Source organism: Candidatus Nitrotoga sp. M5 (assembly GCF_927904885.1).
Taxonomy (GTDB): Bacteria; Pseudomonadota; Gammaproteobacteria; order Burkholderiales; family Gallionellaceae; genus Nitrotoga.
In genome coordinates, this window is the sequence record NZ_CAKMNW010000082.1 from 1 (window position 1) to 23,031 (window position 23,031).

Annotated in this window: 23 protein-coding genes; 10 read left to right on the top strand and 13 right to left on the bottom strand. The window is 50.5% G+C overall.

The annotated features are described in order from the left end of the window. The 7 genes from MJ770_RS14615 to purM form a co-directional block, all read right to left on the bottom strand. A partial coding sequence (locus MJ770_RS14615) for a hypothetical protein (RefSeq protein ID WP_239255878.1) occupies window positions 1-975 on the bottom strand: 975 nt, incomplete at its 3' end. 704 nt (window positions 976-1,679) lie between these two features. Next, window positions 1,680-2,498: a dioxygenase family protein gene (locus tag MJ770_RS14620; RefSeq protein ID WP_239255880.1), complete on the bottom strand. Its 819-nt coding sequence runs from the start codon at window positions 2,496-2,498 to the stop codon at window positions 1,680-1,682. Window positions 2,499-3,147: 649 nt separating this feature from the next. Then, window positions 3,148-3,780 carry an NAAT family transporter gene (locus MJ770_RS14625; RefSeq protein WP_239255882.1) on the bottom strand — a complete coding sequence of 211 codons (633 nt, stop codon included), beginning with the start codon at window positions 3,778-3,780 and terminating at the stop codon, window positions 3,148-3,150. Window positions 3,781-3,870: 90 nt separating this feature from the next. Continuing rightward, window positions 3,871-5,157: an RsmB/NOP family class I SAM-dependent RNA methyltransferase gene (locus tag MJ770_RS14630; protein WP_239255884.1), complete on the bottom strand. Its 1,287-nt coding sequence runs from the start codon at window positions 5,155-5,157 to the stop codon at window positions 3,871-3,873. 226 nt (window positions 5,158-5,383) lie between these two features. Beyond that, window positions 5,384-6,112 carry a DUF3108 domain-containing protein gene (locus MJ770_RS14635; protein ID WP_239255886.1) on the bottom strand — a complete coding sequence of 243 codons (729 nt, stop codon included), beginning with the start codon at window positions 6,110-6,112 and terminating at the stop codon, window positions 5,384-5,386. Between the two features lie 3 nt (window positions 6,113-6,115). Then, on the bottom strand, window positions 6,116-6,787 hold the full coding sequence (purN, locus tag MJ770_RS14640) for a phosphoribosylglycinamide formyltransferase (RefSeq protein WP_239255888.1): 672 nt from the start codon (window positions 6,785-6,787) through the stop codon (window positions 6,116-6,118). After that, window positions 6,762-7,802 carry a phosphoribosylformylglycinamidine cyclo-ligase gene (purM, locus tag MJ770_RS14645; protein ID WP_239255890.1) on the bottom strand — a complete coding sequence of 347 codons (1,041 nt, stop codon included), beginning with the start codon at window positions 7,800-7,802 and terminating at the stop codon, window positions 6,762-6,764. The genes purN and purM overlap by 26 nt, the downstream gene beginning before the upstream one ends. A gap of 159 nt (window positions 7,803-7,961) precedes the next feature. On the opposite strand from purM, the gene hda reads away from it, so the two are divergent. From hda to panD, 10 genes are all read left to right on the top strand, one after another. Then, complete coding sequence (gene hda, locus MJ770_RS14650; protein WP_239255892.1) at window positions 7,962-8,681, top strand: DnaA regulatory inactivator Hda; 720 nt, start codon at window positions 7,962-7,964, stop codon at window positions 8,679-8,681. Continuing rightward, window positions 8,678-9,340: an HAD family hydrolase gene (locus tag MJ770_RS14655; RefSeq protein ID WP_239255894.1), complete on the top strand. Its 663-nt coding sequence runs from the start codon at window positions 8,678-8,680 to the stop codon at window positions 9,338-9,340. The genes hda and MJ770_RS14655 overlap by 4 nt, the downstream gene beginning before the upstream one ends. A gap of 245 nt (window positions 9,341-9,585) precedes the next feature. Next, complete coding sequence (locus MJ770_RS14660; protein ID WP_256448841.1) at window positions 9,586-10,506, top strand: FecCD family ABC transporter permease; 921 nt, start codon at window positions 9,586-9,588, stop codon at window positions 10,504-10,506. 181 nt (window positions 10,507-10,687) lie between these two features. Further along, the gene (locus MJ770_RS14665; RefSeq protein WP_239255898.1) at window positions 10,688-11,470 is read left to right on the top strand and encodes an ABC transporter ATP-binding protein; all 783 of its coding nucleotides are present in this window, start codon (window positions 10,688-10,690) and stop codon (window positions 11,468-11,470) included. 59 nt (window positions 11,471-11,529) lie between these two features. Next, window positions 11,530-12,870, top strand: a complete 1,341-nt coding sequence (gene pcnB / locus MJ770_RS14670; RefSeq protein ID WP_239255900.1) for a polynucleotide adenylyltransferase PcnB — start codon at window positions 11,530-11,532, stop codon at window positions 12,868-12,870. 138 nt (window positions 12,871-13,008) lie between these two features. After that, on the top strand, window positions 13,009-13,506 hold the full coding sequence (gene folK / locus MJ770_RS14675; RefSeq protein WP_239255902.1) for a 2-amino-4-hydroxy-6-hydroxymethyldihydropteridine diphosphokinase: 498 nt from the start codon (window positions 13,009-13,011) through the stop codon (window positions 13,504-13,506). After that, entirely contained in the window at window positions 13,496-14,137 is a 642-nt protein-coding gene (locus MJ770_RS14680) for a deoxynucleoside kinase (protein ID WP_239255904.1), read from the top strand. The genes folK and MJ770_RS14680 overlap by 11 nt, the downstream gene beginning before the upstream one ends. Next, complete coding sequence (gene panB / locus MJ770_RS14685) at window positions 14,137-14,928, top strand: 3-methyl-2-oxobutanoate hydroxymethyltransferase (protein ID WP_239255931.1); 792 nt, start codon at window positions 14,137-14,139, stop codon at window positions 14,926-14,928. Before MJ770_RS14680 ends, panB begins: the two co-directional genes overlap by 1 nt. 28 nt (window positions 14,929-14,956) lie before the next feature. Then, complete coding sequence (gene panC / locus MJ770_RS14690) at window positions 14,957-15,793, top strand: pantoate--beta-alanine ligase (RefSeq protein ID WP_239255906.1); 837 nt, start codon at window positions 14,957-14,959, stop codon at window positions 15,791-15,793. Window positions 15,794-16,011: 218 nt separating this feature from the next. Further along, window positions 16,012-16,392 carry an aspartate 1-decarboxylase gene (panD, locus tag MJ770_RS14695; protein ID WP_239255908.1) on the top strand — a complete coding sequence of 127 codons (381 nt, stop codon included), beginning with the start codon at window positions 16,012-16,014 and terminating at the stop codon, window positions 16,390-16,392. 155 nt (window positions 16,393-16,547) lie between these two features. On the opposite strand, the gene MJ770_RS14700 is transcribed toward panD, so the two are convergent. Genes MJ770_RS14700 through MJ770_RS14725 form a run of 6 tightly spaced genes read right to left on the bottom strand, consistent with a single transcriptional unit; the run spans window position 16,548 to window position 22,293 of the window. Further along, window positions 16,548-17,870 (bottom strand): lipopolysaccharide biosynthesis protein, encoded by a 1,323-nt coding sequence (locus MJ770_RS14700; protein ID WP_239255910.1) that lies wholly within the window; start codon window positions 17,868-17,870, stop codon window positions 16,548-16,550. A gap of 9 nt (window positions 17,871-17,879) precedes the next feature. After that, window positions 17,880-18,017 (bottom strand): hypothetical protein, encoded by a 138-nt coding sequence (locus tag MJ770_RS14705; RefSeq protein WP_239255912.1) that lies wholly within the window; start codon window positions 18,015-18,017, stop codon window positions 17,880-17,882. Further along, complete coding sequence (gene spt, locus MJ770_RS14710; protein WP_239255914.1) at window positions 18,018-19,199, bottom strand: serine palmitoyltransferase; 1,182 nt, start codon at window positions 19,197-19,199, stop codon at window positions 18,018-18,020. A 4-nt stretch (window positions 19,200-19,203) separates the two neighbouring features. Continuing rightward, window positions 19,204-19,455 (bottom strand): acyl carrier protein, encoded by a 252-nt coding sequence (locus MJ770_RS14715; RefSeq protein ID WP_239255916.1) that lies wholly within the window; start codon window positions 19,453-19,455, stop codon window positions 19,204-19,206. Window positions 19,456-19,457: 2 nt separating this feature from the next. Further along, window positions 19,458-20,489: an NAD-dependent epimerase/dehydratase family protein gene (locus tag MJ770_RS14720; RefSeq protein ID WP_239255918.1), complete on the bottom strand. Its 1,032-nt coding sequence runs from the start codon at window positions 20,487-20,489 to the stop codon at window positions 19,458-19,460. Further along, complete coding sequence (locus tag MJ770_RS14725) at window positions 20,482-22,293, bottom strand: fatty acyl-AMP ligase (protein ID WP_239255920.1); 1,812 nt, start codon at window positions 22,291-22,293, stop codon at window positions 20,482-20,484. Before MJ770_RS14725 ends, MJ770_RS14720 begins: the two co-directional genes overlap by 8 nt. Window positions 22,294-23,031: the final 738 nt, after the last annotated feature.

Consider the following 23,031-nt stretch of genomic DNA (forward strand, 5'->3'; position numbering starts at 1 on the left):
CTCGATACGTGCAGCTTCCTGACGCGCGATTTCCTGACGTTGCGCCTCCAGCTTTACTGCTGTCAATCGCGCGGTTTCCAGGCGTTCAGCCTCCAGTCGTGCAGCCTCGATGCGTGCAGCTTCCTGACGCGCGATTTCCTGACGTTGTGCCTCCAGCTTTGCTGCTGTCAAACGCGCGGTTTCCAGGCGTTCAGCCTCCAATCGTGCAGCCTCGATACGTGCTGCTTCCTGACGTTGCGCCTCCAGCTTTTTCGCCGTCAGTTGCGCGGTTTCCAGACGTTCAGCCTCTAATCGTGCAGCTTCGATGCGTGCTGCTTTCTGACGCGCGACCTCCTGATTTTTCGCCTCCAGCTTTGCCGCTGTCAGTCGCGCAGTTTCCAGACGTTCATCTTCTAGCCGTGCAGTCTCGATGCGTGCTGCTTTCTGACGCGCGATCTCCTGATGTTCTGCCTCCACCTGTTGTTGCGCTTCACGTTCAGGAGGAACAAACTTGTCCACTTTATCGGCTCGCTTTCGCACCTCTGGTGCGGCTCGAGACTGCGCACCATTTCCGGCATCTGGAGGTTCCGGTAACACGGTCTCTGGGATCGAAGCGCTTGGCGCATCCACAACAGCAGGCTTTAGCCCCAGTGAATGGGGTGGCACAACCCATGTAGCCTTGTCGGCCCGATCCATCGAGATCACTGCTGGAAAAGGTGGCTGCGTGGGCGCCAGTTCACCGGCAACAGCCTGCTCGCTTGATGCTTGTTGCTGCAGCGGCGCCTTTACCGGCGTACTTTCCGGCTCCGCAACTGCGACTTTCGCCGGCTTGAGCACGACGTACAGATCGGGCGCCGCTATCCGTCGCTCTTGCCAAGGGGTGCCCATGCCCGGCAGCCCAAAGTCCTTCCCACCGAAGGTCAAACTCAAAAGCAGTATGTGAAACAGGAGGGAAAACAGGAGTGCAACAGCCAGCCGCCTACTGTCAGTGCTCATGCGTCAGCACGCCACATGGCTGCATCGAAATCGAGCGTAGTTTCAGTTGAAGCAATGCGGTGTGTCTGCATGTGCGCCTCTCGCAGATATGTGCCAAGCATCTAGATGCATTATTAATTAACTATCTGATTTATTATATTAGATGTAATTTTCAACCGCTTCATCGTATGCCGCCACTTGGGTGTTGAGGATAGTCAGACGGTATTTTTATTTCCAAACACTGTAGTGGGTGGGAATAGTCTTTCACGGTGCCCTGGTAAAATGGATTCAACTTTATCAAGCAGGAAGCACGGGGTCTACCATTAACGTAAATTCTGTGGATACATTACTTAATTTCTTACGCAAATAAGTAATGTGTCCACAGAATTATTTGTGTTTATGAACTATGAAGAGAAGCCTAAGAAAGACGGTTTAAAGCAATCCACTTTTACCAGCTAAAAAAGAAGCCACTCGCGGAGGTGGGTGGTTTTTTGTTTATTGAAGGAGAACAAGAGGGGATTGTGCTATTCGGCTAGATTTGACCCTGTGTTTTACTTGAGATGTTGGGCTTCGCAATCTCAGCGCCAACCTACGGTAGCCCAGGCTACGCGTGCTTGGTAACGCGTTCGCTTGAGTCTGAATTGCCGCCTCCGTCATCTGGTGATATGTCCCCAGAACTCTATTCCATATTGTTTGAACCTTTAAGTGTTTAGAATTTTGTTTTCCTACAAACTTAGAACAAAGTCATAATTTCCCACCAATCCATCAGTGATTTTCCCAGTGGTATCCTTCTGATATTTAACTACAAGGTTTTCTTGTTCTTCAGCTTTTAGACGTCCGCTTCTTAGAATTCCATCTTTTGCATTTAACTCTTGGATAAAATCATTATCTATAACCTGATTTCCTTTAAAGTACAGTTGCGTTACTAACTGTGGGATGGCAGGCGCTGTGACCATAAAATGTAAATGAGGCGGGCGATACCACCCATCCTCTAAATCCACGGGATAAAATCCCGGAACGATGGTCTTGAACCAGTAGTTGCCCTGTTTGTCAGTGATGCAACGACCCCAATATTGAAAATTTTCGTCATGGGTTCTTTCGATAAGTTTTCCGGTTTTGGGATGCTTGAATCGCGTTGTTTCCGTGTCTCCCCGGTGGTTGTAGCGGCCCGAAGCCGAGGCATTCCACATGATGATGACTGCTCCTGGTTGTGGTTCTCTCGTACCGTTACCTTTATTTAACAGAACCTTACCTTTCAAATAAACAATTTGTCCTTGGGCTTTTCCTTTATGTCCGTTTAAAAATGTGAGATCGTTGTCGTTGGCTTCACTGATTGGAAGTCGGAAATCAAGATTTTCTCTAATCTCTTTTACAGGGTCTCCGTCATCCGGGAAAAATGGACCCAGTGTTTGTCTTGGTGTTTCCAAGTTTAAAGCTTGGCCAAAAACTGATTTGGCAGCCAAAGTTCCAGATACTGCTCCTAATGTACCAAAACTGGTTTTAAAAAAGTTTCGGCGGGAAAATGAACTACTTTTCTTTTCCATAGCAATTACTCCTAGTTTAAAAATAATTATTATCTAAGACGATAGTGAAGCACGGGAGCTCTTAAAATCTGGTTTAGCTCAGATTTCGTGGCTCCATTGGAATGATGTTAGGACAACAATAATATTAACTTTATCAGCTGAGTCTATCTCATAGTAAATGGTATGGGAGGGTACAAAGCAACTAGAACAATTCCATTTACTAAAAATATCTGTTCTTACCATTACCAAAGCAAGCGTAGCCTGGGCTACCGTAGGTTGGTGCTGAGCTTGCGAAGCCCAACATCACCTGCAAAATTTCTGGGGGGATTCCTGAACAAAAAAACACTCCTACAAGCGCGCTTTCTGAACAGTATTGGGTCAAGTTTAGCCAAGCACTACAATACCTCTTGCTTATTTTTTAATAAATAGAAAACCACCCATCTCCGTTTCCCCGGTAACCAGTGGGTTTTACTTTAGTTGCTATTGCGTGTCAGCTGCTGATCAGCTTCACCGCCTGAGCCGCCGTTAGTATCCGTATCTCCTGAAACTGATTGAGCACGAGCAAGCCATCCTCCCCCGGCACGGTCAAATCGGCATGTGCGGCCAGCGCACATGCCAGCACGGTATCATCATCGGCATCGCGTGAAACCTGCTGTGCAAACCGCCCGAATTAGGCAAGGGCAGGGAATAACCCGCGTATTCCTCCCGCAATGAACTCCACCGAAATGGCCGCAAGCACCAAACCCATTAGTCGAGTAAATACGTCAATGCCAATCTTGCCCAAACGTCGCGCTACCCATGGTGCAATCAAGAATGTTAGCCAGACCGTTACGCTGAGTAAAATAATTACCACGCTCATGATTAAATAATGCTCAATGCCGTGTGCCTTGTGTGCCTCCAGAATCACCGCACTGATGGAGCCGGGCCCGGCCAGTAGTGGAATGGATAACGGCACGATGGCATGTATCGAGCTAGTTCCGCCTCCAACATTGTCATTATCAGCTTCGATGGATGTGTAGAGGTTTCCATTCAACATTTTGAAGGCCATTAACATCAGCAGAATGCCGCCCGCCACGCGAAATGAGCTGATGCTGATACCGAAAAAAGTCAGTAGTGGTTGGCCTATCAATAACGCAACCAGCAAAATGGCGCATACTGCTAGCGATGCGATACGGCCAATCTGGGCTCGTTTTGGCGCCGTCATGCTGGAGGTAAACAGAATGATGACAGGGATGATCCCGATCGGATCAAGGATGGCGAACAGACTGATAAAAATCTTGGTGTATTCGGTGAAATCCAGCATGGCACTCAGTCAAGAAAATGCAGCAAAATAGGTGAAGCAGTTTATATCAGTAAAACTGGTCGAATATATCTCCGGTTATTCTCTTCGAATTCAGGCAGCAACGATGTCGATCGGGGCAACCGTTTTTACCCTTTCCAGTACCGCTGCGAAGAAGGCGTCGGTGCTATGCAGTTGCGGCATTAGTTGCATGCAGTCTTCTGCATCCAGCGGAATTTTTTGTTGTGCGAGAATTTCTCCCGCAGGACGTAACGTAAATTCAGGATGGTCGGCAAGAAATGCATCGACTATGGCGCGGTTTTCCTGCGGCAGAAAACTACAGGTGGTATAGACCAGACGGCCGCCGGGTTTGAGTAATTTGCTGGCAGAGGCCAGGATAGCGGTTTGCAACTGGGTGAAATCGGTTACGCTTTGAGACGATTGGCGGAATTTTATGTCCGGACTGCGGCGCAGTGTGCCTAATCCGCTACACGGCGCATCTACAAGAACACGGTCTATTTTGCCCGCCAGACGCTTTATTTTGCTGTCTTTTTCATGTGCTATGAGTTGCGGATGCAGGTTGCTAAGCCCCGAACGTTTTAGACGTGGCTTAAGGTTGGCCAGTCGTTTTTCGGATACGTCCAGAGCATACAACCTGCCTTGAGACTGCATCATGGCACCCAGCATGAGTGCTTTACCTCCAGCACCGGCGCAAAAATCTACGACCATATCATTGCGCTTGGGTGCGAGAAGAAATCCAAGCAGCTGGCTGCCTTCGTCCTGTACCTCTATTTTTCCAGCGAGGAACAGCGGGTGCTTGGTGAGTGAGGGCTTGTCCTTGAGGCGGATGCCGATGGGGGAGTAGGGCATGGCTTGCGCGTCCATGCCCTCTGCCTGTAATGTTTGCAGCACCTCGTCGCGCGTGGTGAGAAAAGTGTTGACGCGCAAATCCAGTGGGGCAGGCTGCTGCATGGAGCGACCCAGTATAAGGATGGCTTCATCCGTCATTGATATTTGCAGTTGTTCGACCAACCATTCTGGCAGTTCAGCTTGTACCGACAAAGGTAATTCGGCAAGGTTGATGGCTTTTACTTGCCCCAGCCAGTCACTTTCATCGCGCTTCAGAAGTGGGGTGAGTTCGCGCAGGTTATAGCCACTGAATTTGACCCAATAGGCCAGTGCCATACGACGTGGCGTAGCCTGATCAATGCAGGCATGTTTCAGAAACAGGCGGTGACGCAACACGCCGAACACCGTTTCTGCCACTAGCGCGCGTTCGTTGGAGCCAATACGTTCGCGTTTAAAAAATTGGCGCAGCATAGCGTCAGCGGGATGTTCCAGCGGCAGAATACTGCGCAGGGCTTGGATAACGAGATCTAGGCGATATTCGGTCAGTAGCATGGTATTGAATTAGGATTAAAGTACTCGATAAAGTTATGGAAACAATCACAGAATTTCAGAGGCGAAGTTTACAGGACAGGGCTTCATGGTTTCTGAATTTCTTATTCGTCTGTGGCACGAATGTCAGAAATGACAACATGAAAGTGCCACAGTGCTGCACGTATGAGTAAGCGTGATGCGGCTGGCGGGCTTGCCAGAATTCATTACATAGGTAGCCCAATGATTGCTACTTGAAGTTTATTTTGCTCAACATCTGCGTGAGTTGGGCGCCGTCAGGCTCGGTGACGGTCATCTTGTAAGGAAAATTACCGTGTTGTGTTGCCAGCCAGATTTCAGTTCGATTTTCACCATCTTGCGGCGGGTTGGCTACGTAATATGTCTTGAATGTGCCAAGCGGAGTCGTAATATTTTGGTCAGGCATAATGCGATAGCTGTAATCATCGACCTTGCTGCCGTTAGTCATTTTAAATTTGAGCTCGGTGGAATTTTGTAGCGGCGCGAACATAAACTGGTACATGGCGCTTAGTCGGTCTTGAGTTCCAGCTGGTAGCGGTAGCGTGCGTTTTCCAGCGCGGTCAGTCAGTGTGATTTGTTTAGCCTTCCAGTCAAAGTCAGCGCGCGTATTGCGCTCAGTATCGAGTTTGCGCTTCTGGATATAAGTGAGTGGGCGTAAGCCTTTTTCTGTCAGAGTGCCTTCGCTGGTGACATGGATGACCTCTGGTTTAAACATGGCGAGCAAGCCGATTGCTTTGGTTACGCTCTCAATATGGTATCCGCTCTGTGTGCGAGTATAGGTTTCTGTAACACTAGCGACTTTGATATTGCCTTTGAGCACATCGTAATGAGCGTCAATCTGAGTGGCCTGCACGGGCACGGAGGGAGTAGCCGCGAATAGAACTTGCGGAGCAGAACTGATAAGAAGTAAAAGACCAGCTAGATAAATAATGTGACGCATATTTTATTCCATTTCCGGAGAGATTAGAGCGCGGCCGAGCTGTTCCAGACCTTTTATTCGCACCTTGCCATCCGCATTCAGGCTTATGTCGTCGTTGCAAAACCAACGGATGGCCTGCGGAAAAATGCGATGTTCTTGATGCAACACGCGTGCCGCCAGCGTTGCCGAGGTGTCATCCATGAGTACCGGTACTGCGGCTTGAATGATGATGGGACCTTGATCAACGTCGCTGGTGACGAAATGCACGGTGCAGCCATGGATTTTTACGCCGTCCTGAAGGGCGCGTGCATGAGTGTTCAGGCCACTATACATGGGTAATAGCGATGGGTGGATGTTAATAAGCCTGTTCTGGTAACTTGCCACGAAATGAGCGGTGAGAATACGCATGAAGCCGGCAAGCACGACCAGATCGGGCCGGTAGCTGTCTATGCAGCTGGATAATTCGGTGTCAAAAGATTCGCGGTCTGGATGGCCGTGATGCTCCACGACCCTCGTTGTGATCCCATACTGTTTGGCAATTTCCAATCCTGGTGCATCGGCTCGGTTGCTGATAACTGCCGCTACCCGGCAGGGTAGGTTGGCTTCCAGCAGCGCACGCATGTTACTACCGTGGCCGGAAATCAGAATAACGATCGATTTTTCCGTCACGTTAACAGATTCGGGTTTGTGGTTCATCGCCTGTTCGCGCTTCAATTGTGCCTATGCGCCATACGGTTTCTTCAGCAGCGACAAGCTGAGTGATTGCTTCTGAGGCATTGCTTTGATCCACGATTACCACCATGCCAATGCCGCAGTTGAAGGTACGGTACATTTCTTGTTGAGCTACGTTGCCTTGTTCTCGGATCCATTCGAATAACTTGGGTGTGTGCCAAGCTTGTCCGTCAATCACGGCGGTGACGTTGGAAGGCAGCACACGCGGCACATTTTCCAGCAGTCCGCCACCAGTGATGTGCGCCATACCTTTTATTCGGAGGGTTTGCATTAGCGCCAGCAATGGTTTCACATAGATGCGTGTGGGCGCCATAATGCAATCAGCCAGCGTACGCTCACTATCAAATTTAGCATTGAGGTCAGGCTGGCTGCGCTCAATGATTTTACGCACTAGCGAGTAACCATTGGAGTGCGCGCCGTTAGAGGCTAGCCCCAGTACTATGTCGCCAGGCTGAATGTCAGCGCCGGTGATGATATTGGCTTTTTCCACTACACCCACAGCAAAGCCAGCGAGGTCATATTCACCCACCGGATACATGCCAGGCATTTCGGCGGTCTCGCCGCCAATAAGCGCGCAACCAGCTTGTTCGCATCCAGCTGCTATGCCTTTGATGACTTCGGTGGCTGCATCGACATCCAGCTTGCCACAGGCGAAATAATCGAGGAAAAACAGCGGTTCTGCGCCTTGCACCAGAATATCGTTGACGCTCATCCCAACCAGGTCGATGCCAACTGTATCGTGACGATTCAATTCGAATGCCAATCGTAATTTAGTCCCCACGCCGTCGGTGCCAGATACAAGCACCGGCTCGCGGTATTTTTTAGAAATTTCGACTAATCCACCAAAGCCACCTATGCTACTTAGAACTTCCGGGCGCATAGTACGTTTGGCGAATGGTTTGATGTTTTCCACGAGACGATCACCTGCGGCTATATCTACGCCGGCGTCACGGTAGGAAAGGGTATTTGGTACGCTCAAGTTGAGTTCTCGCTTTCTTCAGGATACAGTGCAGGCCATTTTGTTGGCGATATTTTACCCCAAATGATCATTCAACGCTTCGCCAGACTGCAAGGGGAGCTATTTTTTTGCTGCGTGATCCTATCTGTGCGGGGATAGAATTTATGGTCAGATTGAACCATGTCCAAGGCATGGTGGTTGTCTATATACGGGTATCGTGATTCATTTTTTATGACGCAATTATTATTGAATATCGCTCCGGACTGGCTGCCCACGTTAAGTAATTTCGTACCGGGCCGTAACGTTGAATTGATCTCGGCATTGCAACATGCATTGGCAGGCACTTCGAATGAGCGGTGTTTTTACATATGGGGCGAGGTGGGCTGTGGTAAAAGCCATCTCATGCAGGCAATAGTGGCGCAGGCACGCTCGATGGGACAGTCCGCAGTTTTTGCTCAGGGAACTGTGCCGGATATGGTTACAGTGATCGCAGTGGATGATGTTGAGGTGCTGGATGATGCAGCCCAGATTGCGCTCTTCGTCCTTTATAATAGGGTACGCGAAAGTGGTGGCATTTTGCTGGTAAGCGGTGCAGCTGTGCCGGCTCATTTGACCTTGCGCGACGACCTGCGTACTCGATTGGGCTGGGGATTAGTGTATCAGGTGCATGCGCTGAATGATGCAGAAAAGATGCAGGCATTGGAGCAGCATGGACAAGCGCGCGGCTTCATTCTACCGCGCGAGGTAACTAAATATCTGTTGCGTCATGGGCGGCGTGATATGCCTGCGCTGCTCGGGTTGCTGGATGCCCTGGATGCGCAGTGTTTGCGATTACAGCGTGTGCCCTCGGTGCCATTGCTTAAAGAAGTGATGCAAATTTTTAACCAGGAGTCTGTGTGAACCTTGCGCTATTTGATTTAGATAACACCTTGCTGAATGGTGACAGTGATTTCGAGTGGGCTCAGTTTCTCATCGAAAAGGGCGTGCTCGATCGCGAACTATTCGAGGCGAAAAACTTAAATTTTTATGAGCAATATAAAGCGGGTACGCTTGATATTTTTGAATTCCTCGATTTTCAGTTAAAACCTTTGTCGCGTCATTCGCGCAAAGTTTTAAATGGCTGGCGTGACGAATTCATGCAGCACAAGGTGCGCGGCATGATAACTGACCTTGCGCAATCGTTAGTGGCAAAGCACCGTGCGGCGGGGGACGTGTGTATTATCATTACTGCCACTAATAGTTTTGTGACCTCGCCGATTGCGAAGGAATTCGGCGTGAAACATCTGATTGCAACCGACCCGGAAGAAAAGGACGGTGAGTTTACTGGGTGTGTGGCTGGTGTGCCATGCTTCCGCGAAGGAAAAATTACCCGGTTGGAAGACTGGTTGGCGCAACGAGAGTGGGCGTGGGATAGTTTTGCCGATAGTTTTTTTTACAGTGATTCGTTAAATGACCTCCCATTGCTGAAGAAAGTGAATAATCCGATAGCTGTCGATCCGGATGCAACATTACGAAAGCATGCAGAACAGCATGGCTGGCGTATTATTACGTTGCGTTGATGGCTGGTGTAAGTCTGAAAAATTATCTATAATCAGTATTTTGCGTGATATTCAGGGAGCACATTATTTGACTTTATGAGAAGATTGATTACGTTCTCCGCACGCGTTTATGCAGGGCAACAGAGTTAACTGATCAATGCTGCCTGAAATAGCGCACGTCAAATCGTGCGTTTTTTATTGATCGCTGACACTAAAAAATAATGTCCCCACGACTCCTTTTCCCCCTGCTGTTATGCACAGTTCCAATGAGTATAGGCTTTGGCCTGATGAACGGGTCATTGCCACTTACACCGATTGAGGTGTGGCACGCTTTGTTGGGCAATAACGATGACACTGCTACCACGGTGTTGTGGCAGTTGCGTTTGCCGCGTGTACTGGCAGCATTTGTTTGTGGCGGGTTGCTGGCTTTGTCCGGAGTACTGCTACAGGCATTGTTGCGTAATCCACTGGCAGATCCTTATATCCTCGGTATTTCTGGTGGCGCTGCAGTGGGTGCGCTGGCTGCAATGTTGCTTGGCGCTGGTTTGGCTACCACTCAATTATCTTCGTTTACGGGCGCATCACTGGCTATAGTCGCGGTGTTTGGTTTGGGTTTTCGACACGGCGAACGAAACATTTACCGCCTGTTGCTTACTGGCGTGGTGGTTTCTGCCGGTTGTGGTGCACTGATCAGTCTGCTGTTGACATTGGCGCAGGGTGAGGAGGTGAAGGGCATGTTGTTCTGGTTGATGGGAGATTTGTCCCGTTCGCAAGGCTTGCCATTTGCCTGGCTTGTGCTACTGGTAGTAGGGTTGTGCGCCACGGTATTTTCTGGCGGGCTGGATGTGCTGGCGGGTGGGCTGGACAAGGCTGCGGCACTGGGGGTGGCAGTTGGTCGCTGGCAGGCAGGATTATATTTCGCTGCTGCTGTGCTTACGGTAACGGCGCTGCAACTCGGCGGTAGCATCGGTTTCGTCGGCTTGATGATACCGCATGCCATTCGCCTCATTGGTGTCAGCGCACACCGCTGGCTCATTCCATTGTCGGCATTATTGGGCGGCAGCTTTTTGGTGTTAGCCGATACTTTGGCACGCACATTGTGGTCGCCCCTGCAATTTCCTGTGGGTGTATTCACTGCGTTGCTTGGCGTGCCGGTTTTGCTGTGGTTATTGAGCCGGCGAAGTTGAGGACGCCTCATGATATCCAATGCTGCGAGCAGCTGCTTAGCAGCTTGCCTGCTTACTTCGTTGTGTCACAGTACTGTGTTACTCAAAAAAATTATCGCTTACATATTAATTCTATGCTGCGCTCAAATTTTTTACTCGCGCTTTGTCTGGTTTGGAAATCTAATTTTTAAAGGTGCCTTTGTTGCAAGCATTTAATAACCTGGTTTTGGAAGCGCGTAAACTCACAGTAGTGATAGGTGGCAAAATGGTATGCCGTGAACTTGACATGACGATTCGCCCAGGCGAATGTTGGGGCGTGTTAGGGCAGAACGGGGTGGGTAAGACCACCTTGCTGCGCACGTTGGCCGGCTTGCATAAGCCACAAACAGGCATGGTGAGTTTGAATGATGTAGCACTGGCCGACCACGCTCGGCGCAACCTCGCGCAGCATCTTGGGGTGTTGCTGCAAAGTGAAGGCGGTGAGTTCTGGGGGAATGTTCAGGAATATGTATTATTGGGCCGCTTTCCCCATCGTGCCTCGTTGTTTGGTTATAGCGTACAGGATGAAGCGCTAGCACAGCAGGCTTTGGCGCAGATGGAATTGGAAAGGCTGTCACAACAACCATACAATACATTGTCTGGCGGTGAACGGCAGCGTGCTGCAATTGCTCAGGCGTTGACACAGCGAGCACAGTGTTATTTGCTGGATGAGCCATTACAGCATCTTGACTTGCGCCATCAGGCACAGTCGATGCAAGTGTTCAGTCGGTTGAAGGAGAAAGGTTGCGCACTTATGATGGTGCTGCATGACACGCTATGGGCGCAACGTTGCTGCGATCATGTGCTGATGCTGTTTGCTGATGGTCATGCGTTACATGGTCCAGCGCAAGAGTTGCTGACGCGCGTTCACTTGGAGGCGCTGTATCAGTGCCCGTTACGCGAGCTGTGTGTGGAGGGGGAGCGCTGGTTTGTTGCGGGTGTATAATCCGCACTCCTGATTTTGTCGCGAGTTTGTTGCGGCACTATCTGTCACAGTAGAAAACGATGATAAAAAAACTACTCAAACGCATGTTCGGAAAATCTGTCCGCACTCGGATAGAAGGGAAATGTCACATTATACCTTTTGATGTGCATGGCGTTAGTCGCGATGGCATTAGTCCCGCTGCACGCAAGGTGACTGATGGTCTGCAGGTGGCAGGCTACAAAGCTTTTGTCGTGGGGGGGGCGGTGCGTGATTTACTAATTAATCGCCACCCCAAAGATTTCGATGTTGCAACTGACGCCACACCGGAAGAAGTGCGCCGCGTATTTCGTCGTTCACGCATAATCGGACGGCGCTTCCGATTGGTACATGTCTTGTTTGGCGAGGAAACTGTGGAGACTTCCACTTTTCGCTGCAAGATAGGGAGTGAAGACGCAGAAACTGATGAGCATGGGCGATTGTTGCGTGACAATGAATTTGGCGATCAGGAGCAGGATGCGGCGCGACGCGATTTTACCGCCAACGCGTTATTTTATGATCCGTCGAGTCAGGAAATTTACGATTACCACAATGGTTATGCTGACATCTGCGCTAATACCCTGCGCATGATCGGTGATCCTGCCGTGCGTTACCGCGAAGATCCAGTGCGCATGCTACGTGCGGTACGCTTGTCGGCTAAGCTGGGCATGGAGCTGGAGGCTGCTACCGCCGCACCCATCACAAAAATGAAAGAATTGCTTGGTAACGTACCTCAGGCCCGTTTGCTGGATGAGATGCTCAAGCTATTGTTATCGGGCCATGCATTGGAATGCATTAAAAAACTACGATCTATGGATTTACACCATGGACTTTTGCCGATGCTGGATGTGATACTGGAACAGCCTTTGGGTGAAAAGTTCGTCATGCTGGCTTTGCAGAATACCGATCAGCGTATCCATGATGAGAAATCTGTATCGGTTGCGTTTCTGTTCGCCGCGCTATTGTGGCACGATGTGCTGTCTGCCTGGAAAATGCATCAGGATGCTGGCGAGCGCCCCGTCGTAGCGCTACATGCAGCGATGGACGAGGTGCTCAGCAGGCAGCGGGCGCAGCTCGCTATCCCGCGACGTTATGATGCGGTCATGAAGGATATGTGGTTATTACAACCTCGTTTCGGGCAGCGCGGTGGGCAGCGGCCATATCGCTTGTTGTCTCAGCCGCACTTTCGAGCTGCTTATGATTTTTTACTGCTTCGTTGTGAAAGTGGCGAGCTTGATTCGCAACTGGGATTGTGGTGGGACGAATTTCAGGATGCCTCGGAAGAGCGTCGCGCTGATATGTTATTGCCTGGCGAAGTAGTCAAAAAGCGCCGTCGACGCAAAAAATCGAGTGCCACCGTAAAAGCGGAATTGCCTGTCAAATGATGAGTATCAAGGAAGCCTGTATTTGCGGATGGGAAAGTAAACAGTACACGTCATTTAGCCTGCCGACTTTTGTTAAAATGCGATGGAAATCGCTTCACTGCATACAGCCTGCTGAAATCGTTTAATGGACATTTAAGAATGAATTCCAAACATACGGCTTTCATTGGCTTGGGCAGTAATTTGGACAGCCCGTGCGATCAGGTGTTACACGCTTTGCGAGCGTTAGCCAGTTTGCCACATACCCGAGTATTGGCAAGTTCTTCGTTCTATCGGAGTGCGCCATTAGGCTACCTCGAACAGCCAGACTTCATTAATGCGGTAGCCCAATTGGAAACTGCATTGAGCCCTCGTGCTTTGCTGGATGCGCTTCTTGGACTGGAGCGCGAGTGTGGTCGCACGCGAGAATTTTGTAACGCACCGCGAACGCTGGATTTGGACGTGCTGTTGTATGATGATTTGCGTCATCATGAGCCCAGCCTGACCATTCCTCATCCGCAGATGCATCTGCGTGCATTTGTATTGTGCCCCTTACTGGAAATTGCACCGAATTGTGTTATTCCTGGCGTAGGTACGGTGGCAGAAGCATTGCTAGGTTGTAAACATCAGCAATTGGAGCGGATAGTAAATGCTGTTTAATAAGTACCGTTACGTAGTGGTCGAGGGGCCGATCGGGGTGGGTAAAACCAGCTTGGCGCGCCGTCTTGCTGAACATTATGAAGTGACTGCGCTGTTGGAAAAACCCGAAGAAAATCCTTTTTTGGCGCGATTTTATGAAGATCCTGCGCGCCACGCGTTATCTACTCAATTGTTTTTCTTGTTTCAGCGTATTGATGAGGTACGTCATTTAGCGCAGCTGGATTTATTTAGTAACAGTACCGTGGCGGATTATTTGTTCGACAAAGATGTACTGTTTGCTCGCTTAAATCTTAGCGATGATGAATTTGCGCTATACCAGAATATCTACCACAGTCTGGCATTGCAAGCGCCTGCACCGGACTTGGTGATTTACTTGCAAGCCTCGTCGGAAGCTCTGATTGAGCGCGTGCGCAGGCGTGCCATTTCTTACGAACGGCAGATTACTGATACTTACCTGACGCGTTTGGCACAGGCTTATAGCGATTTTTTTTATCATTACGACACAGCCCCAGTATTTATCGTGAATAGTGAGAATTTGAATTTTGTGGATAGTGACGAAGATTTCGCTTTACTGTTGCAGCGTATCGAAGGGATGCGCGGACAGCGTGAATTCTTTAGTAAAGGGGCATGATGCGAACGACATTGAGGTCATTACAGATGTTATGTGACAAAGGCGAAAAAATCGCTGCATTGACCTGTTATGACGCCAGCTTCGCGGCGCTGCTCGAGGCAGGCGGGGTGGATATACTGCTGGTGGGTGACTCACTCGGCATGGTATTGCAAGGGCATGAGACTACCCTGCCAGTGACTTTGGACGAAATGGTTTACCACACAGCTAGTGTGGCGCGTGGGTCGAAACAGGCGTTCATAATCTCCGATTTGCCTTTCGGCACCTTTCAGGTCAGCCCGGAAAAAACATTTGAAAATGCAGCGCGCCTGATGGCAGTAGGCGCACAGATGATTAAGCTCGAAGGTGGAGCGTCGATGGCTGAAACTATTTCTTTTCTTGCTGAGCGTGGCATTCCAGTATGTGCCCATATTGGGCTTACGCCGCAGTCGGTGCACCAGATGGGAGGTTACCGTGTGCAGGGCAAGAATGATGCCGACGCTCAGCGTTTGTTGCAAGATGCAATTATAGTCGAGCAGGCTGGGGCTGGACTGGTGGTATTGGAGGCTATGCCAGCGTCGCTGGCTGCAGAAATTACTGCCAATATTTCTATTCCCACCATAGGCATAGGCGCTGGCACGGCTTGTTCCGGCCAAGTGCTGGTATTGCACGACATGCTGGATATTTATCCAGGCAAAAAAGCGCGCTTTGTGAAGAATTATATGCTGGGTGCGCAAGGCATTGCCGACGGAGTTGCGCGTTTTGTAATTGAGGTGAAATCCGGCGCTTTTCCCAGTGCAGAACACAGCTTTTGAAGAAGAAATTATTTTTTAAAGGATGTCGATGCGAGTGATTTACACCATTGCCGAACTCCGCGAAAGTTTGCGAGGTATAACCGGCATTGCTTTGGTGCCAACCATGGGTAATTTGCACCAGGGGCATCTTGATCTGGTTCAAATTGCACGCCAGCAAGGACAGTTTGTGGTGGTAAGTATATTTGTCAATCCGCTACAATTTGGCGTGAATGAAGATTATTCCACATACCCGCGGGCACTGGAGCAGGATTGTAAAATGCTGGAACAGTGCGGGGTGGATGTGGTATTTGCGCCGAATGAGTGTGAATTATATCCTCAGCCACAGCAAGTCGCAGTAGAGTTACCGCCCATCGCTAATGAGTTATGTGGCGCTTCTCGTCCCGGCCATTTTCGCGGCGCGGCGACGGTGGTGTTGAAGCTATTCAACATTGTGCAGCCACACATTGCGGTATTTGGCAAAAAGGATTATCAGCAGTTGTATTTAATGCGCCTAATGACGGCACAATTGAATCTGCCTGTAGAGATTAACGGTGGCGACACTGTGCGTGCATCGGACGGCCTCGCGCTGAGTTCGCGCAATCAGTATTTGAACGTTGCAGAACGAACGGAAGCGACTTTTCTATATCAAACCCTTGTTGGAATTCGCTTGGCTATCATTGACGGCGCAACGGATTATTTAACACTGGAACAGCAAGCTATAGATGTGCTTACCGCGCGTGGTTGGCAGGTCGATTATGTGGCGATACGCGCACAAGCCAACCTGGCTGAGCCAATAGCGTGCGAGTGTAAGCTGGTGATATTGGCTGCAGCTTGGCAGGGGAAGACCCGGCTTATAGATAATCTGGAGGTATTTAAAGATAGGTGATTCAAGGATGAGGAAATAGCTGTTGCTTCGTTTTGGGGTGCTGGCGGGTACAGATTAAGATAAGCCACAATCGAAGTCCCGTAATAAATTTGAGTACAACGAATAATTTAATACATAAATAAAAGAACATCTTGGGTGGCGCAGTATCGGGACGTAATTTGGATTTATAGAGGCGTCCTTATATAATGCCTGCCCTTGTTCTCCCGAAGGGGGTCGCAATGCAAAGAACCATGCTTAAAGCCAAATTACATCGTGTACATGTGACGCATTCAGAATTGCATTATGAAGGCTCGTGTGCAATCGATGAAGATTTGTTAGATGCTGCTGATATCCGTGAATATCAGCAGATCGATATTTATAACGTCACCAATGGTGATCGGTTCACCACTTATGCTATCCGTGCACAACGCGGTTCCGGCATCATCTCGGTGAATGGTGCTGCGGCGCGTAAGGCGAGCCCAGGCGATATTCTGATTATCGCCACTTATGCAATGTATACCGAATTGGAATTGCAGAAATTTCATCCCCAGCTGATATATGTGGACGAGTGTAACCGTATTATTGCTCAGCGCGATGAAATCCCAGTACAGGCAGCGTAGCCAATCCTTTGATTGGCTTGGTGCATTCTCAGTCGTGTAGTTATTTCGTTGCATACAGTAGTGGCTGGCTATGTGATGAAACTCAACAAACTAAAGGCCGCCTCTATATGGAGTGGACGGTTTGTCATAATTATTTGACTTCTGCCGAGTGCCGTTCATTTGGTGCTGCTGTGCTTACTCTTGCGGATGAGTGCTACCATGAAGAGTGGCGGCAGTGCCGCAGCCACGCAAGCCGCCACGCCAGCGCCAATCAAACCCATCCATAGTGTGAGTGAAACAAACATTATTATGTAGATGATTGTTGTAATCACGTTTATGAGTAACACTTTACCTGCATGGCCTGCGGCATAGGCTGCAGCGCGAAGTGACGCAGTAGTGAGGTCAAATGTGGCAGCCAGTAACATCCAAGTAAGTACAGGTGCTGCAGCGGTAAAGTCCTTGCCAATAAGTGTAGATAGAAGCTGGTCGCCAAGGAAGTAGCTGGCGGTTACGAACACCAGTCCAAAGCTACCACCGAGCAGCGCGGTGCGGTAGGCAACCTGGTTGAAGTCGGTGCTGCCATGGTTCCAGCTCCGAGTCAGGTCGGGAAATACTACTTGGCGAATCAGCGCGGATGGTTTGGACAGCACGCTGGAAAATTCTCGCACCAGACGCAGCAGTCCCGCTTCGGCTGGTCCCAATAGGTAACCTGCTAGCATGATGGAAAGGTTCTTGTATACAAGATCGAGGTTCGACTGCCAATAGTTTATCCACAAGAAATGGCGCAGTCCGGAAAATTCAGCCAGATTTGCATCGCTGACAAACTCTCCCTCTGGCGGGCGGCCGATGCGCTGGCGGTATTCAAGCCGGCCGCGCCAGCTCATATAAATATTTTCGGTGGCATAAGCAATCGCCAGAGTTGCGACGAACATCGATAGTGGGCCGTCGAGCCACCAGACGATCAAAACTCCTGAAAATCGGATGGCAGGGCCAATAACCATCTGCCTACCTATAGCATCGAACTGGTTAAACAGTCGCAAAATACCATTGGCGGTGCCATTACCGATGGTCAGCAAAACAAGACTGTAAGCAGTGAGAAGAATTACATGGTCGCGGTCCATGCCCATCGACGGTCCGATCAGAGGTGCAGCAATCAGCCCCAGGGCAGTGGCGACGAGGGTGGTGCGGCGGTCCACTCGTCGGCAAACTTTGATCAAACGGCGTAGCGTACGGGTGTCATCAGCATCGTGAGCCGGTACACCATGCAGCACCACAGCTTCAAATGGTTGGAAGTTGAGCAAGCCGCGTACCAGCAGGACATAGGTCTGCATCAGCACCACCAGGCCGAACTCGGTGGGGCCTAGTGCCCGCGCCATGAGCGCGGTTGCACCGAGTGACAATAGCGCAGCAACACCACGACCTCGTACCAGGAAGCCGAAATTTTCCAGCACTCGGCGCATCGGGCTTTGCGTGCGCGGGCTGTGGTCAGATTGGCTCACGCGCGTTCCTCAGCGCATGGATAGGTTAGCGTGCAGCCATGTGCCGTATTGCGACGTTGTGCAGTGGTCTGCATTGTGCGGATGTCCTTCGCAAATGCAAACATCGGCCTTGAGATTGGGGTTTTGCGCGCCCGTCATGGCAGACATTTATGCCACTGCCCGTAACTCGGCAAATGCCTCGCAAACGGCGTCAATTTGTTCAGGGGTGTGCGCGGCGCTGACACTGCAGCGAATTAACGACACTCCATTCGGAGTTACTGGCGGGAGCATCAGGTTGACATAGACACCGCGTTGTAGCAGATTGTTCCAGAATTCCAGTGCTTCCATCTTGCCGTCAAGTACTACGGCAATAACTGGGCTAGGCGGCGCGCCTAAGGTATATCCGAGCGCCGTCAGGCCCTTATGCAGACGACTGGCGTTGTCGTGCAGGCGTTGGCGCAGGTGGCTTTCGGTGGCAAGCTTTCGAAGTGCGCAGCGAGTCGAGGCAATTGTCGCAGGTGACGGGGATGCGGTGAATATAAATGGCCGACTCGAGTAGCGAATTAGATCCAACTCGACGTGGTCGCTCACGCAGAAGCCACCCGCGCTCCCCAGACTCTTGCTGAAAGTGCCCACAATGAAATCCGCATCCGCCAGTACGCCCACCTCTTCGACCAGTCCGCAACCACGTTCACCAAGCACGCCTAGCGAATGCGCCTCATCCACCAACAGATAGCCGCCGAGTTCGCGTTTTACGTCGACGATTTCCTTGAGCGGAGCAAAGTCGCCAAGCATGCTGTAGATGCCTTCCACCACGATCAAGGCATTTGCGGCACGAGCACCAAGGCGGCGCATGCGTTTTGCCAGGTCTTGAGCGTTGTTATGGCGGAAGCGTATCGTTTCGGCTCCGCCCAAACGGCAGCCATCATAAATGCTGGCATGGCAATCGGCGTCGAGCAGCACTACGTCATTCGGCCCGGCAAGCGCTGCCAACAGGCCGAGATTGGCGGCATAGCCGGTTGAAAATACGATGGTATCGCGCTTGCCGTAAAACTCGGCGAGCTCCTGTTCGAGCTTGCGATGTCCCGAGTAGCTACCGTTGGCCATACGCGAACCTGTCGTACCGGTACCCTCAAATTCTAGTGCTGTGCGCGCGGCGGAAATGCAATCGGGATCAAAGGTCAGCCCGAGATAGTTGTTGGTGCCTGCCAAGATGGTGTGCCGACCGTTGATAAGTCCCTCGGTCGGCGAAATGATATGATCAATTTGGACACCAAATGGGTCTATGCCCAGTGTGTCGAGCTCGAGCCGGTTGGCTGCCAAGCTTTTAAACTTGTTAAAAATTCCCATCAGATTAGCCTTGCTCAGAACGCGTAATTTTTTCAATCTGTATCGCAAGATCGCTCACCGTCTTTACGTCCGGAAGAATGCTTACAGGAATGGAGATGTCGAAACGGTCTTCGATGGACAGCAGCAATTCCATAATTTGGAGTGAATCCAGATTCAAGTCGCCAACTAGTTCGGTGTCTTCAGTAATTTCGACGCTCCCTTTTGTGAACGATGTCAAACCGTCGTAAAGATTGGTGAGGATACGTTGGTATTCCATTATTAATTTTCCTGTAATTTCTTGATATTTTTGTCAAAGATGTACGTAAGCCCTTGTTCAAGCCCAATGGCCGGTTGCCAGCCGGTAATTCGCGAAAAATCGGAATTGTCGCATACCCAGTTGGGATGCGTAAGTTCCCGAACCTTGCCTGGGGTCAGCATAGGCGCATATCCTAGCAGGCGAGCGGTGGCGAAGTTTGCAAGTGCGGCAAGTGTGAGCAAGGGAACAGGAATCGATACGCGGCGTACTGGTCCGCCTCCACGCAACACACGCCCGCCGATCTTCAGTACCGTGTCCCAATCGTATCCGCCAGACTGTCCATCATGAAGTTCGAAAGTTTGACCATAGCCCGTGTCCGTGGCTAGCCAGCGTACCACGGCGGCTGCCAGATCTTCAACGTAAATCAGGGAAAATCGCCTACTTGCGCCAGCGGGCAGTGGCGCGAAGCCGTTAGCGATGCAGCGAAACAATGGCAGTAGCTCACGATCTTCTGGGCCAAATACTGCAGGTGGCCTCAACACCGTCCAGCGCATGTCTGCTGAGGCGGTTTTGACGATATCTTCCCCACGCCATTTACTTCCAGCGTAAGGAGACAGTTTCGGTTCGCGCGCTGCCAGCGATGATATGAGCAAAAAGCGAGGTGCCCGTGCCTCGCGAGCTGCAGCCGAGGCGACGCGTCGAGTTCCTTCTACATTCACTTGGTCAAAGTCGTCGTGACTGGCGCCGCGCACGGCTCCTGCGCAATGAATGACGGCATGCGTTCCGGCCACTAGAGCGTCTAATGCGTCTTTGTTTTCAAGGTCTCCGGGTATCCATTCCACTCCAGGAAGAGTTGGTAGAACGCGCCCTTTCTTGGGTCGGTACAAGGCTCGAACGCACCAACCCGCATCTGTCAAATGTGAAAGAAGGGCCGCACCGACGAATCCGGTAGCCCCAGTCAGGGCCAGCGTGGAACGGGTATTTAACTGAGGGGGATCTGGATCGCGGTCATTTGTTGGATGCTCTGCCGTCGCCGGTATGAGTTTGTCAGCCACTGGCCCGCATCATTGCCGCTAGGAATTGAGGCTCGGCTTGCGGCAATTCTTTAATATCAGCGAGAGCGTTTCTGCTTTCTTGTCTGATCAAGTAGCCTGTCCGCGCCGCCGATCGAGTCAGTTTGCCCGAGGATGTGCGTGGCAGTGTGTGCCGCGGTACAAGCTCGATCAGGCAATTAATGCCCAACTCTTCGTGAATTTTTCGATGCAGCCGATGCGATAAAAGACGCACCTCCTCTGTTTCGCGGACATTGCACTGTACGACTACCACGGCGACATCCGCCTCATCCGGGCCGGGTACACAAAACGCTGAAACGTCCATCGATCTCAATTCGGGTTGTCGCACCACGATGTGCTCAATATCTTGCGGCCAGATGTTGCGTCCGTTGATGATGATCACGTCCTTGTGTCGGCCAGTTACGACGATGTCTCCGTCAACCAGATATCCGAGGTCTCCGGTGTCAAGCCAGCCGTCTGACGAGAGCACCTTTCGAGTTTGTTCCGGTTTCTTGAAGTAACCTGACATGACGCTCGGTCCACGCACCTTGATTCGACCGATATGAAGGTCTGGAAGCACATTTTCGTGCTCGTCGCGAATGCTTATCTCATGTCCGGGCAGTGGCGCGCCGCACCGGACTAAACCGGTGACTCGGCTCGTGTTCTCGTCGGCCGGGCTGACGCGCAAGTGTTTTGCGAGATGATCGGCATCAACCCAATCAACGATAATTCCCTGCCCTAAGGGCGAAAAGCTGATGGCTACTGAACTTTCAGCCATGCCATAGCACGGAACAAAGGCGCGCGGATCGAAACCAGCCGGAGCCAGCAGCTTGGCAAAACGATCGGTTAGTTCCGTATGAATGGGCTCGGCGCCGATGCCGGCGACACGCCAGGCGCTCAGGTCATACTGCGCAACATCCTCTGGGCGGATTCGGCGTGAGCACAGCTCATATCCGAACGGTGGGCTGGCTGATAGGGTGGCCCGCGTGAGGGTCAGCAGCTCTAGCCAGCGTCTCGGGCGCATGGCGAAGTCACGCGTATCAAAATAATCGATCGAACGCTGCGTGGCCACGGTGACTAGCATGCAACCGACAAGTCCCATATCGTGGTAGAACGGTAACCACGAAAAGCAGCGATCATCGGGGCGCATGTCGATGCCGTGGTTAGCTATCCCAAACAGATTATTGAGCACAGTTTCCTGTGTGATCACTACACCTCGAGGAAAGCTGGTGCTCCCTGACGTGTATTGCAAATAAGCTGTTTCAGTAGCACTGCTGCGCTGCAGTTCACCTTGTTGTTCCGGTAACTTATCGAATGAGGCAGGTGTTCCCAAAAAGACTAACTCGATGTTCAAGGCTGCCTCGCGCAAGAGCGGCAGGAAGTTGTTTGATGCTATTGCCACCGCTGCCCCGCAGCCCAACAATAAACCTCGTAACTGGCCGACGTAGGCCTCATGACCCCCGAGATTGAGCGAGGCCGGCAGAGCCACTGGGACCAACCCTGAATACTGACAGGCGAAAAAAAAACGCAGAAAATCCGGATTGGTTTCAGCCACCACCGCGACTCGCGCGCCCCGTTTCAACGAAAGAGATTGTAAACGCCGAGCCAGTACCAAAGCCTCCATACGTAGCGTTCGATACGGAAATACCGCCGAAAGCTTGCCTCGGCCGGAATAAAAATTCGCGCCAGTTTCTCCTGTGGCGGCATAATCAAGCGCGTCGGCCAGAGTGGCGAAATCCGCACGCCGCAATGGCAGTGAGTTTTCAGTTGGTGTTGGCAAAAGAGTAGGTTTCTTAATGTCCTGCATATTCAACTTGGATTCCTGAAAAATATCTAATTGACACTTGGAATGTTAAAAATACGCACCAATGAGTGTCAAAAATACGCACCAATGAGTGTCAAAAATACGCACCAATTTCAAACCTTTATTATAACTATTATAACTACATTGTAGTTAAATTGTAACCAGCCACTTTGCGAATAAGCGTGATGCTCATTAGTACTTGCGTCATTTTGCTGTTACTTATTTCAGTCCAGGTTGACCCCGTTTGTCAGGCAGTCTGACTAGTGAATCATCGCGGCTGGCAAATTTCGCGCAAGGTATCCAACTAAATTTGTTATGTTAAATAACTATTAATTTGATCAATCTATATATGTAATTTCTGGCTATTTGAGTTGGCGCAACTATTTGAATATATTTTAAATTTATTATGTAGGGTCTTATGTATAACAACATAATTTAAAGCATTAAATTATTATCTGCTGGTTTAAGTAACTAACATGCGGATGAGCCAATCATACATACCGTAAGTGTTGCCACCTATTGTCACAACGAGCCGAGAAATCATGCGCTTAGCTGGCGATTTCTGTGTCTTCGTATCCAATGTTGTGTTTGTATATGGTTCTGATTGAAAACATCAGGATCTATGCAGCTGAGAGATAGTCGAGCTGCACTCATGCTTATGATACATCTGGATGGGCTGTTGGCGATAGTCCATGAGTTCATCAAAATGGATATTTCCTGTGCACCTTTAAAAATCCAATT